Here is a 15,256-nt window from a genome sequence, read left to right on the forward strand (position 1 = left end):
ACAGGAATAGTCTGTAGCAATGGCTCAGATCGACTATCGCACTCTCGGCAACTCCGGCCTCGTCGTCTCGACGATCGGTCTGGGCTGCAATAACTTCGGCCGTAACGGCACCAGCACCGAGACCCAGGCGGGTACCTCCCTGGTGATCGATGCGGCCATCGACACCGGTGTGACCCTGTTCGACACCGCGGACATTTACGGCGCGGAACGCGGACTCAGCGAAACCCTGATGGGCAACGCCCTGCGCGGCAAGCGCGACCAGATCGTGCTCGCCACCAAGTTCGGCATGGACATGGCCGGCGCGAACGGCCCCGACTGGGACGCCCGCGGCTCCCGCCGCTACATCCGTCTGGCCGTCGAAGCGTCGCTCACCCGGCTGCAGACCGACTGGATCGACCTGTACCAACTGCACCGGCCCGACGCCAACACCCCCATCGAGGAGACCCTCGAGACCCTGGACGACCTCATCCGTGAGGGCAAGATCCGCTACATCGGCCACTCCAACCTGGCCGGCTGGCAGATCGCCGAAGCCGAATTCACCGCCAGGATCAACCATCACCCGGCCTTCATCTCGGCACAGAACGAGTACAGCCTGCTCGTGCGCGACGCCGAAGACGAGGTCCTGCCCGCCGTGAACGCCTACGGCCTGGGCTTCCTGCCGTTCTTTCCGCTCTACAACGGTCTGTTCACCGGCAAGTTCAGTCGTGAGGGCGGCCCGGCGGACAGCCGCATCATGACCATCCGCCGGCACCTGCTCGACGACGCCCCCTGGGACACCATCGAGCGTTACCAGCAGTTCTGCGACGACCGCGGCGTGAGCATGCTGGCCGCGACCCTGGCCTGGCTCCTGGCCCAGCCCGGTCTCACCAGCGTGATCGCCGGCGCCACCAAGCCGGAGCAGATCGTGCAGAACGCCGAGGCCGCCACCACCTGGCGGCCCACGGCTGAAGACGTCGCCTACATCTCCGCCCTCTTCGCCTGATGCTCTGGACACTGCTCGTTCGCTACCTCCGGCCGCACTGGCGCCTGCTGGTGGCCGTCGTCGTCTTCCAGCTGGCGCAGTCGATCGCGTCGCTCTACCTGCCATCGTTGAACGCCGACATCATCGACGAGGGCGTGGCCACCGGCGACACCGGCTACATCCTCCGCGTCGGCGGGATCATGCTGATGATCACCCTCGGCCAGATCATCTGCGCCATCATCGCCGTCTACTTCGGCGCCAAGGCGGCCATGGCCCTCGGCCGTGACCTGCGCGGGGCGGTCTTCACCAGGGTCGGCGAATTCTCCGAGCAGGAGGTCAGCCGATTCGGCGCCCCCTCGCTGATCACCCGCTCCACCAACGACGTGCAACAGGTGCAGATGCTCGTGCTCACCACCTGCACCCTGCTGGTCTCAGCGCCCATCCTCTGCATCGGCGGGGTGATCATGGCGATGCGCCAGGACCTCGAACTGTCCTGGCTGATCGCCGTCAGCGTGCCCGTGCTGCTCGTGGCCGTCGGGCTGATCATCGTGCGCATGGTGCCGCTGTTCAGGGTGATGCAGGTGCGCATCGACACCGTCAACCGGGTGCTGCGCGAACAGCTCACCGGCATCCGGGTCATTCGCGCATTCGTGCGCGAAGACGTGGAGACCCGCCGCTTCGGCCAGGCCAACACCGACGTCACCCACACCGCCCTGCAGGCCGGCCGGCTGATGGCGCTGATGTTCCCCGTGGTGATGCTGGTGCTCAACGTCTCCAGCGTCGCCGTGATTTGGTTCGGCGCGTTCCGCATCGAAGACGGATCGATGCAGGTGGGCACCCTGATCGCGTTCCTCAGCTACCTGATGCAGATCCTGATGGCGGTGATGATGGCGACCTTCATGGCCGTGATGATTCCCCGCGCCACAGTGTCGGCCGACCGGATCGGCGAGGTGCTCGACACCGCCTCCAGCGTGCGTCCGCCAAAGAACCCCGTGAACCAGACGCACGGGCACGGCGAGCTGGAGCTTCGGGGCGTGAGCTTCGCCTACCCCGGCGCCGAACAGCCCGTGCTCAGCGACATCAGCTTCGTGGCCAGACCCGGGTTCACCACCGCCATCATCGGCAGCACAGGTTCGGGCAAGACCACCCTGGTCAACCTGCTGCCGCGCCTGTTCGATGCCACCAGCGGCACCGTGCTGTTCGGCGGTGTCGACGTGCGCGAGCTGAACCCCGACCTGCTCTGGGGCCACATCGGCCTTGTTCCGCAGAAGCCCTACCTGTTCTCCGGCACCGTGCGCAGCAACCTGCTCTACGGCAAGCCGGATGCCACCGAGGCCGAGATCTGGCAGGCGCTGGAGACCGCGCAGGCCCGCGACTTCGTCGAACGGCTCGACGGTGGCCTCGACGCCGCCATCGCCCAGGGCGGCACCAACGTTTCCGGCGGGCAGCGGCAACGCCTCGCAATCGCCCGGGCGCTGGTGAAACGGCCAGAGCTATATATCTTCGATGACTCATTCTCGGCGCTCGACCTCGCCACGGATGCCCGGCTGCGGGCGGCCCTGGCCGCGGACGTCGCCGACGCCACCATGATCATCGTGGCCCAGCGGGTGTCCACGATCCTCGACGCCGACCAGATCCTCGTCGTCGAAGACGGCCGCATCGTCGCGAGCGGCACCCACGAACAGCTGCTTGCGACCTCGTCGACCTACCAGGAAATTGCGGCATCCCAGCTGGCAGCGGAGGCCACCTCATGAGCGACACCGAAACCGCCGACGACAAGGTACCGGCACGCCCACCGCGGGGCGGCGGCCCGTTCGGCGGCATGAACATGCCGGCCGAGAAGGCGATGAACTTCGGGCCGAGCGCCAAACGCCTGATCGGCACGCTCCGCCCCGAGCGGGTGTGGCTGGTGCTGGTGCTGGCGCTCGCCGTGATCAGCGTCACATTCTCGGTGATCGGCCCCCGACTGCTCGGCGAGGGCACCAACCTGATCTTCTCCGGCGTCGTGAGCAAGGCCCTGCCGGCCGGGGCCACTCAGGCCGAGGTGATCGCCGGACTGCGCGCATCCGGCGACACCGCGCAGGCCGACATGCTCAGCGCCATGACCCTCACCCCCGGCCTCGGCATCGACTTCGCGGCCCTGTCTGCCGTGTTGTTCTGGGTGCTGGCGCTCTACATCCTCGCGTCGGTGTTCAGCTGGCTGCAGGCGCTGGTGCTCAACGCCGTCGTGCAGCGCACGGTGTTCAGGCTGCGCGAGGAAATCGAGGCCAAGATCAACCGGCTGCCGTTGGGCTACTTCGACACCGTCAAGCGCGGTGAGCTGCTCAGCCGGGTGACCAACGACGTCGACAACATCTCGCAGAGCCTGCAACAGTCGCTCAGCCAGGTGGTCACGTCACTGCTCACCGTCATCGGCGTGATCGTGATGATGCTGCTTCTCTCGCCGCTGCTCGCCGTGATTGCGCTGGTCACCGTGCCGCTGACCCTGGTCACCACGGTGCTGATCGCCAAGCGGTCGCAGAGGCTCTTCGTGGCGCAGTGGGCCCACACCGGGGAGCTCAACGGCCAGATCGAGGAGACCTTCTCCGGGCACGCCCTGGTCAAGGTCTTCGGCCGGCAGAAGGAGGTGGAGCAGCGCTTCGCCGCGAAGAACGACGAACTCTACGAGGCCAGCTTCGGCGCCCAGTTCGTCAGCGGCATGATCATGCCCGCCATGACCTTCATCGGCAACCTGGTCTACGTGGCCATCGCCGTCGTCGGTGGCCTACAGGTGGCGTCGGGGGCCATGCAGCTCGGTGACGTGCAGGCGTTCATCCAGTACTCCCGGCAGTTCACCCAGCCGCTGGCGCAGCTGGGCTCGATGGCCAACCTGCTGCAGTCCGGCGTCGCCAGCGCCGAGCGGGTCTTCGAGCTGCTGGATGCCGACGAGCAGACCCCGGACGCCGACCCGGCCGAGACGCCCGCGGAGACCCGCGGGCGACTGGTGTTCGAGGACGTGTCGTTCAGCTACAGCGCCGACAAGCCGCTCATCCAGGGCCTGAACCTGGTGGCCGAACCCGGCCAGACCGTGGCGATCGTGGGCCCGACCGGCGCCGGCAAGACCACCCTGGTGAACCTGATGATGCGCTTCTACGAGCTCGACGGGGGCCGGATCACCCTGGACGGTGTGGATATCGCCGGGATGACCCGCAACGACCTGCGCGGCCGGATGGGCATGGTGCTGCAGGACACCTGGCTGTTCGGCGGCAGCATCCGCGACAACATCGCCTACGGCCGGCCGGACGCCACCGAGGAGCAGATCCTCGAGGCCGCGACGGCCACCTACGTGGACAGGTTCGTGCACTCGCTGCCGGACGGCTACGACACCGTGCTCGATGACGAGGGCGGCAACGTCAGCGCCGGGGAGAAGCAGCTGCTCACCATCGCGCGGGCGTTCCTGGCCCGGCCCAGCGTGCTGATCCTCGACGAGGCCACCAGCTCCGTCGACACCCGCACCGAGGTGCTCGTGCAGCACGCCATGAAGGCACTCCGCGCCGATCGCACCAGCTTCGTGATCGCGCACCGACTGTCGACCATCCGCGACGCCGACCTGATCCTGGTGATGGAGGCGGGCCAGATCGTGGAGCAGGGCAGCCACGCCGAGCTGCTCGAAGCCGACGGCGCATACAGGTCCCTCTACGACTCCCAATTCGCAGCAGCCATCGAGTAGCCCCGGCCCCGCGAACTGTGAGAAAAGCCCCAGAAACGTCGAGTTTCTGGGGCTTTTCTCACAGTTCGCGAGGGGGAGGGAGTGGGTTACTTGGCGGGCCAGACGGGGAGGACGGCGCGGCCGGCGGTGGAGTTGTAGACCACGGCGAACGAGCCGTACCAGGCCAGCAGTGCGGTGAGGATGCCGAACCAGCCGCCGAGCTGGTGGATAGCGGTGATCCCGGTGTACGCGCCGATGGCCAGCAGCACGAAGGTGATCGAGAGGGCGACGAAGACGATGAAGATCGAGCCGTTGGTCTTCTTGGCGGCCACGGTCATGTAGAGCGTGAAGATCGCCCAGGCCAGCAGGAAGGTGCCCATGCCGGCGGCGCCGGCCTCGACGTTGCCGCCGGTGCTCTCCAGGTACCAGAACGCCAGCCAGAACGCACCGAACGAGGTGAACGCCGTGGCGCCGAAGGTGTTGCCGTTGCGCAGCTCCCAGATGCCGGCAATGACCTGGGCGATGCCGCCGTAGAACAGCGCGAGGCCGAGGACGGCGACGCTGGAGGGAACGATTCCGGTGTTGGACATGCTGAGCACGAAGGTCGTGAGCGCGAACGCGCCCAGGCCGAGGGCGCCGGGATCGGCGAGGGGGCCGTGGGACGGGGCTGCGGGGGCTGCGGACACGGGTGCGGCGGGTGCTGTCGCGGAGACCGCGGGGGCCTCCGGATACGTCGTATTGATCTGATTCATTTGTTTTGAGATTATCAGCCGCACCCGGCCCCACCCCGCCGACCGAGTAGTGCACAGGCCACCGGCCCGGCAGTTTCTGCACAGGTCAGCCGGCGTCCGGTCGCCCTGGCCGCATCCGGCGCACCGTCGATGCATGCAGAAGACAATCGTGAAGACCCCGACTCCCCAGGATTTCCTCGCCCTCGTGCCCCAACTTGTGGGCTTCCACCCCGCCCAAAGCCTGGTGCTCGTCGCGTTCCGCGGCAACCGCACCTGCGGTGCGCTGCGGTTCAACCTCCCCAGCCCCGACGCCGGTCCGCAGGAACTCCGACGCATCGCCGGCGCCCTGCTCGGCACCCTGTGCAAGATTCCCGGCGTTGACGCCCTCGTACCGGTGAGCTACACCGACGAGTCGATCGGCGACGCCCCGGCGACCGACGTGGCCGACCTGCCGCAGGGCGCGTTCCTGCGGGCGATCCTCACCCGCGCCGGCCAGGCCGGCTTCCTGGTGCGCGACGCCCTGTGCGTGGCCGCGGATGGCTGGGCCTCCTACCTGGACGCTGCACCTGACCGTGGCCGGCCACGCAAGCAACCGCTGCGGCATCCGCTCCGCGAAATCGAGGACTCCAGCGTCAGCGAGGGAATCCCAGGCGACGCCCGCCGTGAACTGGGCCGGCTGCACACCGGCGCCGAGTTGCCCAGGGTGGACCTCGCCACCCGGGAACGCTGCGCCAGGCGCCTGGCCCGCTACCAACGGCTCGGCCCCGACCTGGGGCCGGTCCCTGAGCTGATCGAGATGGTCGGCGACATGCTCGACCCTGTCGGCACCGCGGAATCCGCGCTGGGCGTGAACCCCGCCGAGCTCAGCATCGACGAGGCAGCCGCGCTGCTCTTCCTGATTCAGGGTCCGGCCACCCGCGACCAGATGATGCTGCAGTTCGCCTTCGGCGAGGCCGAGGGCCACCGCAGCCTGGCGCTGAACCGGCACTACGCCAGACGGCAGCGGGAGACGGGCCTGAGCATGGACGACGTCGTCGAGGCCGACATGGCGGCCGGCCGGGCCCTGCAGGAAGACTCGCCGACGACCGGGGACCTGATGCTCGGCCTCAGTCGGGACCGGCCGGACCCGGAACGGGTCAGCCGGGGCATCCGGCTGCTCAAGCTGCTCGTGGCGATGGCACCCCGGTCGGCCAGGCCGGCGCCGCTGTGCATGCTGGCCTGGCTGAGCTGGACGCTGGGCCACGGGTCGGTCGCGGGAATCTACATCGACACGGCCCTGGACATCGACGGCGAGTACGGCATGGCACGGCTGCTGTTGCAGCTGATCGGCAGCGGCCACCTGCCGGAGTGGGCCTTCGAGGTGCCCGACGAGAGAGCTCTATAGGCGTTCTCGGTCTCTCACGATTGTGAGAACTTCAGTGTCGGTGAGACGGCTCAAGTGCTCGGCTGCGGGGAACTCGTCGGCCCATTGTCGCGACAAGGGGTTCTTATAGATCAGGAACCAGCCGCACACGCAGACGTAGAGGCCTTCGTTGGACCCGACGTTGTGTAGCGTCTGCTCCTCGGCCGTGCCTGAGCGGAGGAGATGCGCCTGGCGGACACGCCGTTCCGCCTCGAACACCACGGTCAGGTCAGGACGTGTCGCGAGCACATCCCGGCCCGCCTGAGTGATGACAGCCCCGTCCTCTCTCTGCTGCGCGTATCCGCGATCGACGAAGTCGGGAACATAGACGAGCGCTTGGCGCGAGCTCGGTACCCGGTAGCTCTCGTTCTGCAGGTCTCGCGAGACCCCCTGATCGTTCCACGCCGTGTCTCGTCTCCGCACTGCCGGACCGTCCAGATCGAGAAGCCACAATTGGCGGCAATAACTTTCCGCGTGAAACCAATCTCCCGCGATGTGGTGCTCGAGCCAGGCGGGGCTTTGGCGATCGAACAAGGAACGGGTGCTCAGTGGCGCGAGTTGAGGAGGCGGCCGGTGCTCTGCTGCGACGGAGGAGTTCAGAGCGCGCCGTCCTCGGGCCGTGAGAATCACTGGTCGAGCGCCGGGAAAGCGTGAATGTGAGCTTGCTTGGCCGGGCTCGAACGAGGACAACCTCACCATTCCCCCGTTGAGAAGAGCTCCCGCAGCGCTGTTGTTTCCGGGGATCCCGTCCCACTGGCTGTAAAACCAGATGACGGGAGCGCCCTCGATCAGAGTGAAAATCGGCTTGCTTTGTGAAATCTGCCACAAAGTGCGCCACTCCAGACTCGTCATGGGGCAACGTCTCGGGTGTGCTCGAAGTGGCGGCCAGATCATGGTCACCATTCTGGCCGAGTCTCCTCGAGGGCTAGGCAGCCGGGGCCTGCGCGATGCGCACGATGTTTCCGGACGGATCCCGGAAGGCGCAGTCGCGTGGGCCCCAGGGCTGGTCGGTGGGCTCCTGGAGCACCTCGGCGCCGGACGCACGCACGGTCTCGAACGTCGCGTCGACGTCGTCCGAGCGGAACACGAGCATCGGCAGGACCCCCTTGGTGAGCAGCTCCTGGAGCGCATCGCCGTCGGCCGGCGACCGGCCGGCGTGCGGCTCCGACAGCACGATCTCGAGACCGGGCTGGGCATCGCTGCCGAGCGTGACCCAGCGGAATTTTCCGGACGGCACGTCGCTGCGCACCTCGAGCCCGAGCGCGTCCCGATAGAACGCGATCGCCTCGTCGACATCGTTGACGGTGATGTTGCAGTACTGGAGTGAGATTGTCGTTGTCATGCGACGAATCTAGGCCGCTACCGTCCCGTGCGCTTCTTGGATCCTGCTCGATTCGCGGGCAGTGCCCGGCGGGCGCCGAACCGGGCGGGTGTGAGTCTGGGCGACACAGGCCGGCATGGCCGTCACGGACGCGTGCGTGCGCGCCCGATAGGCGCTCGGAGCCTCGCCGACGATCTCGGCGAACCGGGTGCTGAACGAGCCCAGCGAGGTACAGCCGACCCTCATGCAGGCATCCGTGACGCTCGCGCCACCGCGGAGCAACGCCATCGCCCGCTCGATCCGGCGGGTCATCAGGTAGCTGTACGGCGTCTCGCCGTACGCCGCCCGGAACCGGCGGGAAAAGTGCGCGGGCGACATCAGCGCCCGGCGCGCCATGGTGGGGACGTCGAGCGGGTTCGCGTACTCCCGATCGATCAGGTCCCGGGCCCGGCGCAGGCAGGCGAGAATCTCGAGTTCCTGCGGAGTCACCATTTCACGCTAGCACCGGGCCGAGCGACCGGCTAGAGGTGCTTCGGCGCCTCCGACAGCACGCCGTGCAGAATGTCGCCGATCTCGCGGATCTCGGCCGGGCCGATGGTCAGCGGCGGTGCGAGCTGCACGACCGGGTCGCCCCGGTCATCCGCCCGGCAGTACAGCCCCGCCTCGAACAGCGCACCGGACAGGTATCCGCGCAGCAACCGCTCGGACTCCGCGTCGTTGAAGGTCTCCTTGGTGGCCTTGTCCTTGACCAGCTCGATGCCGAAGAAGTACCCCTCGCCGCGCACATCACCCACGATCGGCAGTTCGAGCAGCTTCTCCAGCTCCGCCCTGAACACCGGCGAATTCTCCCGCACGTTCTCGTTGAGCTTCTCCTCCTCGAAAATGTCGAGGTTGGCCAGCGCCACCGCTGCGGACACCGGATGGCCGCCGAAGGTGTAGCCGTGATAGAACGCCGTGTCGCCGTGCTTGAACGGTTCGTAGATGCGGTCGCTGATGATCGTCGCGCCGATCGGAGAGTACCCGCTGGTCATGCCCTTGGCGCAGGTGATCATGTCCGGTTCGATGCCGAAGGTCGTCGAGGCGAACATGTTGCCGATCCGGCCGAACGCCGTGATGACCTCATCGGCCACCAGCAGCACGTCGTAGGTGTCGCAGATCTCGCGCACCCGCTTGAAGTAGCCCGGCGGCGGTGGGAAACAGCCGCCGGAGTTCTGCACGGGCTCCAGGAACACCGCGGCCACGGTCTCCGGCCCCTCGAACTGGATCATCTCTTCGATACGGTTCGCCGCCCACAGGCCGAACGCTTCCACGTCGTCGCCGTGCCCCGAACCCATCTCATCGGCTCGGTAGAAGTTGGTGTTCGGCACCCTGAACCCGCCGGGGGTGACCGGCTCGAACATCTCCTTGAGCGCCGGGATACCCGTGATCGCCAGGGCACCCTGGGTGGTGCCGTGATAGGCGACCGAACGGGAGATCACCTTGTGCTTGGTGGGCCGGCCCTGCAACTTCCAGTAGTACTTGGCCAGCTTGAACGCGGTTTCGACGGCCTCGCCACCGCCGGTGGAGAAGAACACCCGGTTGAGGTCGCCCGGGGCATGCTCGGCCAGCCTGTCGGCGAGCTCGATGGCGCTCGGGTGCGCGTAGGACCAGAGCGGGAAAAACGCGAGTTCCTCGGCCTGCGTTGCGGCCGCCTGGGCGAGGCGTTTGCGGCCGTGACCGGCGTTCACCACGAACAACCCGCTCAGGCCGTCGATGTAGCGCTTGCCGGTGGAGTCCCAAATGTGGTGGCCGAGCCCCTTGGTGATGACGGGAACACCGGCACCGGATTCCAGCACCGACTGGCGGGCGAAGTGCATCCAGAGGTGGTCCTTCGCCTTCTGCTGCAGGTCGGCGTTCTCGGCGTCGGTGTAGACGCGCGGGCCGATGGTGGGCTCTGTGATGGTCATCGCGGTTACCGTGTTCCCCAGTTGTACAACTGTTTGTGAAGCTTGAGGTAGACGAAGGTCTCGGTCGAGGCGACCCCCTCAAGCGCGCGGATCTGTGAATTGAGCAGGGCGATCAGTTCGTCGTCGTTCTCGCAGACGACCTCGGCCAGGATGTCGAAGGAACCTGCGGTGAGCACGACGTAGTCGACGGCGGCGATCGCGGCGAGCTGATCGGCCAGGACCCGGGTGTCTCCGGTGGCGCGGATGCCGATCATGGCCTGCCGGTAGAAGCCCAGCTGCATGGGGTCGGTCACCGCGACGACCTGCATGACCCCGGCCTCGGTGAGTTTCTGCACACGTTGGCGCACCGCGGCCTCGCTCAGACCGACAGCCTTGCCGATCTCGGCGTAGGACCGCCGGCCGTCCACCTGCAGCTGCTCGATGATCTTCTTGGACACATCGTCCAGTTGCGCGGGCCGACCCGCACTGCCGCGTCCATTGCTGCTCATCACCCGATTGTGACAGTGAAGGGGCTATGCGGCAAGTGAATCAGTCGTGAAACACGAGTTTCACAACGGATTCCGGGCGGCTAGGCTGACGCGCATGAGCGCGCTACGCAACTTCATCAACGGCGACCACGTCGAGTCCACCTCAGCGACCACCATCGACCTCATCGACCCTGCCACCGAGCAGAGCTACGGCTCCAGCCCGGTGTCGACCGCCGCCGACGTGGATTCGGCCTACCGGGCCGCCGCGGCCGCGTTCGAGGGTTGGGGCGAATCCACCCCCGCCGAACGCCAGCTGGCCCTGTTCCGCATCGCCGATGCCGTCGAGGCGCGCGCAGAGGAATTCGCCGACGCGGAATCCCGGGACACCGGCAAACCGCGCAGCACCCTCGTCGACGACGAAATCCTGGTGTCGGTGGACCAGATCCGGTTCTTCGCCGGTGCCGCCAGGGTGCTCGAGGGCAGAAGCGGCGGCGAGTATATGAAGGACCACACCTCTTTCATCCGCCGGGAGCCGATCGGCGTCGTCGGTCAGGTGACACCGTGGAATTACCCGCTGAACATGGCGGTGTGGAAGTTCGCCCCGGCGCTCGCCGCCGGCAACACCACGGTGCTCAAGCCCTCCGACACCACCCCGAGCGCCACCCTGCTGCTGGCGGAAGTGGCTGCGGAGTTCCTGCCGCCGGGCGTGTTCAACGTGGTGATGGGGGATCGCAGCACCGGAGCGGCGATGATCGACCACAAGATCCCGCAACTGGTCTCGATCACCGGTTCGGTGCGCGCCGGCATGGAGGTGGCCAGGGCCGCCGCCACCGACCTCAAACGGGTGCACCTGGAGCTCGGCGGCAAGGCGCCGGTCGTCGTCTTCGACGACGCCGACATCGCGCAGGCCGTTGAGGGCATCAGCGCGGCAGGCTTCTTCAACGCCGGCCAGGACTGCACGGCAGCCACCCGGGTGCTCGTGCAGGCCGGCATCCACGACGAGTTCGTGGCGGCGCTCGCCGCCCACGCCGCCCAGAACGCCCGCACCGGGCCGCCGAGCGAGGCGGGCTTCCTGTTCGGACCGGTGAACAACCGCAACCAGCTGGACCAGGTGACCGGCTTCATCGACCGGCTGCCCGACCACGCCGTGGTCGAGCTCGGCGGCCACCGGCAGGGCAGCACCGGCTATTTCCACGAGGCCACCGTGGTGAGCGGGCTGCGGCAGACCGACGAGGCGGTGCAGCGGGAGATCTTCGGCCCGGTGATCACCGTGCAGAGCTTCACCGATGAAGCCGAGGCCCTGGCCTGGGCCAACGACGTGCAGTACGGGCTGGCCTCGTCGGTGTGGACCTCCAATCATGGGCGGGCCATGCGGATGGCCAAGCGCCTGGACTTCGGCTGCGTCTGGATCAACACCCACATTCCGATCGTCGCCGAGATGCCGCACGGCGGGTTCAAACACTCCGGCTACGGCAAGGACCTGTCAATGTACGGCTTCGAGGACTACACCCGGATCAAGCACGTGATGAGCTACATCGGCTGAGTCGACTCGGCCGTCGGGTTTAGCATCAAAGGAACGAGGGAGCCTGATGCAACTGGGACGGGTCGGCTGCGAGACCGCGCCGTTGGAGAGCGCCGAATGGACGTTCGTGGTGGGCCGCGGGTTCCTGGCCGTTGTGCCCGCCAGCACCGCCAGCCCCGTCGTGGCCGCCCTGCACGCCCTCGCCGCTGAGACCGCCGTCACACTCGAGGCGCTCGTGTCGCTGATCCCGCTTGGCGGTGCTGGAGAACCGGACGCGTTCGCGGTGATCGTGCCGGGCGTCCGCCGCGCCGGCGACGGGACAAACGGAGACGACCCGACGCAAGACGGCATCCCCGTGCACGCCGTCGTGCGTGGAGCCATCGCCGTGGACGTCTTCTCGATCGGGGGATCCCGCCGGTTCACCGACCGCAACATCAGGCCCTGGCTGCTGGCGGAGTTCCAGTCCGTGACCGGGCTGGTGATCGGCTCGCCCCTGGCCGCCGTCGCTCGGTCCGACCGGCTGGCTGCCGGGCGGATGCTGGGCACGGGCATCGACGCCGGCGACACCCTGTTCTGGTCGGTCGCCGGCGAACCGGACGACACCGCTGACACGGTGCTTCGCCCCAGACGGATCGTGGACGACACCGTCGTGCTCGACCGGCGGATGCGTGACCGCGTTGTCGTCGTGGCCGCCGGTGCACCGGCCGTCGAGCCCTCGGACGAACCGGCCGACCCATCCGCCGACGAACCCGTCGACCGGCCGGGGCCCCACGGGTTCAGGTTGGCCACCGGCGAGGTGGTGCGACTGGGCGCGGTGTACCGGATCGGGCGAAGCCCCCGGCCTCGGCGCATCCAGCCCGGTGAGCGGCTGGAGCTGATCGTGGTGGCCTCAGCGACAGCGCTCGTCTCGGCGAATCACCTCGAAATCCGGCAGGACGGCGACGCCGTCGTCGTCACCGACCTCGGTTCGACGAACGGCACACTGGTTCATTTTCCCCTCGGTCGCACCCAGCGGTTGCGCTTCGGAGCCTCGCTCACGGTGTTGCCCGGTACAACGGTGGACATCGGGGACGGTAACCTGATCGAGATACTGCCAGCGGACTGACCGTCGTTCGCTGCGTTGCCGCACGTTTGTATTCGGAAGGCACCACCCGTGACCCAGATAGGTCAAGGCTCACCCAGCCACACGATCGCGCTCCCCGCGGTGAAGAAATCCGTCACCCTGGCCTGGTCCGCGCTCACCGACGTTGGTCATCGCCGCGAAGTCAATGAAGACAGCCTGGTGACCCGATCACCCATTTTTGCGGTGGCCGACGGCATGGGCGGCCACTCCGCCGGCGATGTCGCCAGCAAGGCCGTGGTGACCCGGCTCGCCGAACTGGGCAGCGACGCTGATACGACGGCAGAGGCCATCAACCGGGCCCTCGCCCTCGCCGTTGACGACATGAAGGCCGGCGAAGGCGTCACCGACCTGGGCACCGGCACCACCGTCACCGGCGTTGCCGTGGCCATCGTCTCGGATGCCCCGCAGTTCATCGCGTACAACATCGGCGACTCGCGGGTCTACCAGCTCAGCTCCGGGGTCCTGGAGCAGGTGACGGTCGACCATTCGGTGGTGCAGGAGCTCGTCGACGCGGGCCGGATCACCCGTGAGGAAGCGGATGTGCATCCGCACGGAAATGTGATCACCCGGGCCGTCGGATTCCACGAACCACCGGTGCCCGACTATCGCATCCTGCCGCTGACGGCGGGCCAGCGCATCCTGGTCTGTTCGGACGGTCTCACCAAGGAGCTGACCGCATACGGCATCCGGCATTTTCTGCTGTCGAACCCGAAGGCCGAGGACGCCGTCGCGGCCCTGGTGACCGCGGCGCTGGAGAACGGCGGCCGCGACAACGTGACCGCGATAGTCCTGGACGTGCTCAGCGTCGACGATCTCGACGGTAGTCATGACGAGAGTGTTCATGACGCCGGTGTTCATGACGACGATGTTCATGACGCCGGTGTTCATGACGACGCGGCCGACGCCGCTGCCGGGGCCTGACGACCCGCAGCCGTAGAATTGTGCAGGGTCGTCGATACCCGTGACGACGACCACATCCTGCGATCAGGCAGGGCAAGCAGGCAATCCGGTCGGTTCCTTCGACCGTTCGAGACGATTCACGGGAGGCGCCATGGCGGTAAGACTGCCGTCGACGCCCCCGGCCCTGCCGGGGTTCTCCTACCTGAGGCCGTTGGGTGCCGGTGGCTTCGCCGATGTGTTCCTGTACGAACAGAACCTGCCGCGGCGCCAGGTGGCAGTCAAGGTCCTCATCGCCGAGGTTGTCAGCGACCCGGTCAGGCGTCTGTTCCAGGCCGAGGCGAACCTGATGGCTCAGCTGTCAGCCCACCCGTCGGTGCTCACGGTGTTCCAGGCCGGGGTGTCCGCCGACGGCCGCCCGTTCCTGGTGATGGAGTACTGCTCCAACGCCCTCGAGCAGCGCTACCGGTCGGGCCGCCTGCCGGTGTCCGAACTGCTCCGGATCGGGGTGACCATCGCCAGCGCCGTGGAGACCGCCCATCGGGCCGGCGTGCTGCACCGGGACATCAAGCCGTCGAACATCCTGATCACCGCGTACGGGCATCCGGTGCTGTCCGACTTCGGCATTGCGGCCACCCTCGGTGAGGTGGAGGAGAGCGACCAGGTCGGGCTCTCGATCCCGTGGTCGGCGCCCGAGGTGCTGTTCGACGAGAGCCCGGGCTCGGTGGCCGCCGAGGTCTGGTCACTCGGGGCGACGCTCTACACGCTGCTGGCCGGCCGGTCGCCGTTCGAACTACCCGGCGATCGCAACGGGCCCGCCCAGCTGATGGCCCGCATCCAGAAGATGGCCCTGCCGCCCATCGGTCGGCCCGACGTGCCGGAGCGCCTGGAGCTGGTGCTGGCCCGGGCCCTCTCCAAACGCCCCGAGCGGCGCCAGGCCAGTGCGCTCGAGCTGATCCGGGAGCTGCAGGCCGTAGAGGCCGAGCTCGGGCTCGCCCAGACTCCGCTCGAGCTCGCGACGGCCGAGTGGGAAGCCCAGGCCGCCGGGGACGCCGACGATCAGACCCGCATCACCGGCCTGGTCTCCGTGGACGCTCAGCCGGCCCGCCGCCAACGTCGGGAGTCGGGCGCCGCCCGCACCGCTGCTTCGCCGGCCCGCGCCGACCCGACCCGCGCCGACCGTCCGCGCCCCGCCCAG

14 protein-coding genes are annotated in these 15,256 nt (G+C 67.7%); 8 read left to right on the forward strand and 6 right to left on the reverse strand.

The window, feature by feature from the left end:
- The first annotated feature begins 19 nt into the window (after positions 1-19).
- From E3O57_RS07655 to E3O57_RS07665, 3 genes are read left to right on the forward strand one after another with little or no spacing between them, the layout of a single operon-like run.
- Complete coding sequence (locus tag E3O57_RS07655) at positions 20-982, forward strand: aldo/keto reductase (protein ID WP_088455458.1); 963 nt, start codon at positions 20-22, stop codon at positions 980-982.
- Positions 982-2,715 carry an ABC transporter ATP-binding protein gene (locus tag E3O57_RS07660; RefSeq protein WP_103459631.1) on the forward strand — a complete coding sequence of 578 codons (1,734 nt, stop codon included), beginning with the start codon at positions 982-984 and terminating at the stop codon, positions 2,713-2,715. Before E3O57_RS07655 ends, E3O57_RS07660 begins: the two co-directional genes overlap by 1 nt.
- On the forward strand, positions 2,712-4,670 hold the full coding sequence (locus E3O57_RS07665; RefSeq protein ID WP_103459630.1) for an ABC transporter ATP-binding protein: 1,959 nt from the start codon (positions 2,712-2,714) through the stop codon (positions 4,668-4,670). Before E3O57_RS07660 ends, E3O57_RS07665 begins: the two co-directional genes overlap by 4 nt.
- An 86-nt stretch (positions 4,671-4,756) precedes the next feature.
- Here the strand turns inward: E3O57_RS07665 and E3O57_RS07670 are convergent, their stop codons facing one another.
- The gene (locus tag E3O57_RS07670; RefSeq protein ID WP_103459629.1) at positions 4,757-5,401 is read right to left on the reverse strand and encodes an acetate uptake transporter family protein; all 645 of its coding nucleotides are present in this window, start codon (positions 5,399-5,401) and stop codon (positions 4,757-4,759) included.
- Between the two features lie 133 nt (positions 5,402-5,534).
- Here E3O57_RS07670 and E3O57_RS07675 point away from each other — a divergent pair, with 133 nt between their 5' ends.
- Entirely contained in the window at positions 5,535-6,764 is a 1,230-nt protein-coding gene (locus E3O57_RS07675) for a DUF4192 family protein (RefSeq protein ID WP_103478791.1), read from the forward strand.
- Here the strand turns inward: E3O57_RS07675 and E3O57_RS07680 are convergent.
- The 5 genes from E3O57_RS07680 to E3O57_RS07700 all read right to left on the reverse strand — a co-directional run bounded on the left by E3O57_RS07680 (position 6,759) and on the right by E3O57_RS07700 (position 10,537).
- Positions 6,759-7,634 (reverse strand): hypothetical protein, encoded by an 876-nt coding sequence (locus E3O57_RS07680; RefSeq protein WP_133159716.1) that lies wholly within the window; start codon positions 7,632-7,634, stop codon positions 6,759-6,761. The two genes, E3O57_RS07675 and E3O57_RS07680, sit on opposite strands and share 6 nt — an antisense overlap.
- A 73-nt stretch (positions 7,635-7,707) precedes the next feature.
- Positions 7,708-8,124: a VOC family protein gene (locus E3O57_RS07685; RefSeq protein ID WP_103459626.1), complete on the reverse strand. Its 417-nt coding sequence runs from the start codon at positions 8,122-8,124 to the stop codon at positions 7,708-7,710.
- Between the two features lie 9 nt (positions 8,125-8,133).
- Positions 8,134-8,592: a helix-turn-helix transcriptional regulator gene (locus tag E3O57_RS07690; protein ID WP_103459662.1), complete on the reverse strand. Its 459-nt coding sequence runs from the start codon at positions 8,590-8,592 to the stop codon at positions 8,134-8,136.
- A 32-nt stretch (positions 8,593-8,624) separates the two neighbouring features.
- Positions 8,625-10,049 (reverse strand): aspartate aminotransferase family protein, encoded by a 1,425-nt coding sequence (locus tag E3O57_RS07695; protein ID WP_103459625.1) that lies wholly within the window; start codon positions 10,047-10,049, stop codon positions 8,625-8,627.
- A gap of 5 nt (positions 10,050-10,054) precedes the next feature.
- Positions 10,055-10,537: an Lrp/AsnC family transcriptional regulator gene (locus E3O57_RS07700; RefSeq protein WP_088455464.1), complete on the reverse strand. Its 483-nt coding sequence runs from the start codon at positions 10,535-10,537 to the stop codon at positions 10,055-10,057.
- A gap of 94 nt (positions 10,538-10,631) precedes the next feature.
- On the opposite strand from E3O57_RS07700, the gene E3O57_RS07705 reads away from it, so the two are divergent.
- The 4 genes from E3O57_RS07705 to E3O57_RS07720 all read left to right on the forward strand — a co-directional run.
- A complete protein-coding gene (locus E3O57_RS07705) occupies positions 10,632-12,059 on the forward strand; it encodes a gamma-aminobutyraldehyde dehydrogenase (protein WP_103459624.1) in 1,428 nt (475 codons plus the stop codon).
- Between the two features lie 46 nt (positions 12,060-12,105).
- Positions 12,106-13,143 carry an FHA domain-containing protein gene (locus E3O57_RS07710; protein WP_103478793.1) on the forward strand — a complete coding sequence of 346 codons (1,038 nt, stop codon included), beginning with the start codon at positions 12,106-12,108 and terminating at the stop codon, positions 13,141-13,143.
- Positions 13,144-13,191: 48 nt separating this feature from the next.
- Positions 13,192-14,082: a PP2C family serine/threonine-protein phosphatase gene (locus E3O57_RS07715; RefSeq protein ID WP_103478794.1), complete on the forward strand. Its 891-nt coding sequence runs from the start codon at positions 13,192-13,194 to the stop codon at positions 14,080-14,082.
- A gap of 130 nt (positions 14,083-14,212) precedes the next feature.
- A partial coding sequence (locus E3O57_RS07720; RefSeq protein WP_134456581.1) for a serine/threonine-protein kinase occupies positions 14,213-15,256 on the forward strand: 1,044 nt, incomplete at its 3' end.

This window comes from Cryobacterium sp. TMN-39-2 (genome assembly GCF_004402745.1).
Taxonomy (GTDB): domain Bacteria; phylum Actinomycetota; class Actinomycetes; order Actinomycetales; family Microbacteriaceae; genus Cryobacterium; species Cryobacterium zongtaii.

Excerpts from the sequence above, each read along its gene's own strand:
- E3O57_RS07700 (WP_088455464.1), bottom strand. The coding sequence starts at position 10,537 with ATGAGCAGCAATGGACGCGGCAGTGCGGGTCGGCCCGCGCAACTGGAC.
- E3O57_RS07680 (WP_133159716.1), bottom strand. The coding sequence starts at position 7,634 with ATGACGAGTCTGGAGTGGCGCACTTTGTGGCAGATTTCACAAAGCAAG.
- E3O57_RS07675 (WP_103478791.1), top strand. The coding sequence starts at position 5,535 with ATGCAGAAGACAATCGTGAAGACCCCGACTCCCCAGGATTTCCTCGCC.
- E3O57_RS07655 (WP_088455458.1), top strand. The coding sequence starts at position 20 with ATGGCTCAGATCGACTATCGCACTCTCGGCAACTCCGGCCTCGTCGTC.
- E3O57_RS07665 (WP_103459630.1), top strand. The coding sequence starts at position 2,712 with ATGAGCGACACCGAAACCGCCGACGACAAGGTACCGGCACGCCCACCG.
- E3O57_RS07705 (WP_103459624.1), top strand. The coding sequence starts at position 10,632 with ATGAGCGCGCTACGCAACTTCATCAACGGCGACCACGTCGAGTCCACC.
- E3O57_RS07710 (WP_103478793.1), top strand. The coding sequence starts at position 12,106 with ATGCAACTGGGACGGGTCGGCTGCGAGACCGCGCCGTTGGAGAGCGCC.
- E3O57_RS07670 (WP_103459629.1), bottom strand. The coding sequence starts at position 5,401 with ATGAATCAGATCAATACGACGTATCCGGAGGCCCCCGCGGTCTCCGCG.
- E3O57_RS07660 (WP_103459631.1), top strand. The coding sequence starts at position 982 with ATGCTCTGGACACTGCTCGTTCGCTACCTCCGGCCGCACTGGCGCCTG.
- E3O57_RS07695 (WP_103459625.1), bottom strand. The coding sequence starts at position 10,049 with ATGACCATCACAGAGCCCACCATCGGCCCGCGCGTCTACACCGACGCC.
- E3O57_RS07685 (WP_103459626.1), bottom strand. The coding sequence starts at position 8,124 with ATGACAACGACAATCTCACTCCAGTACTGCAACATCACCGTCAACGAT.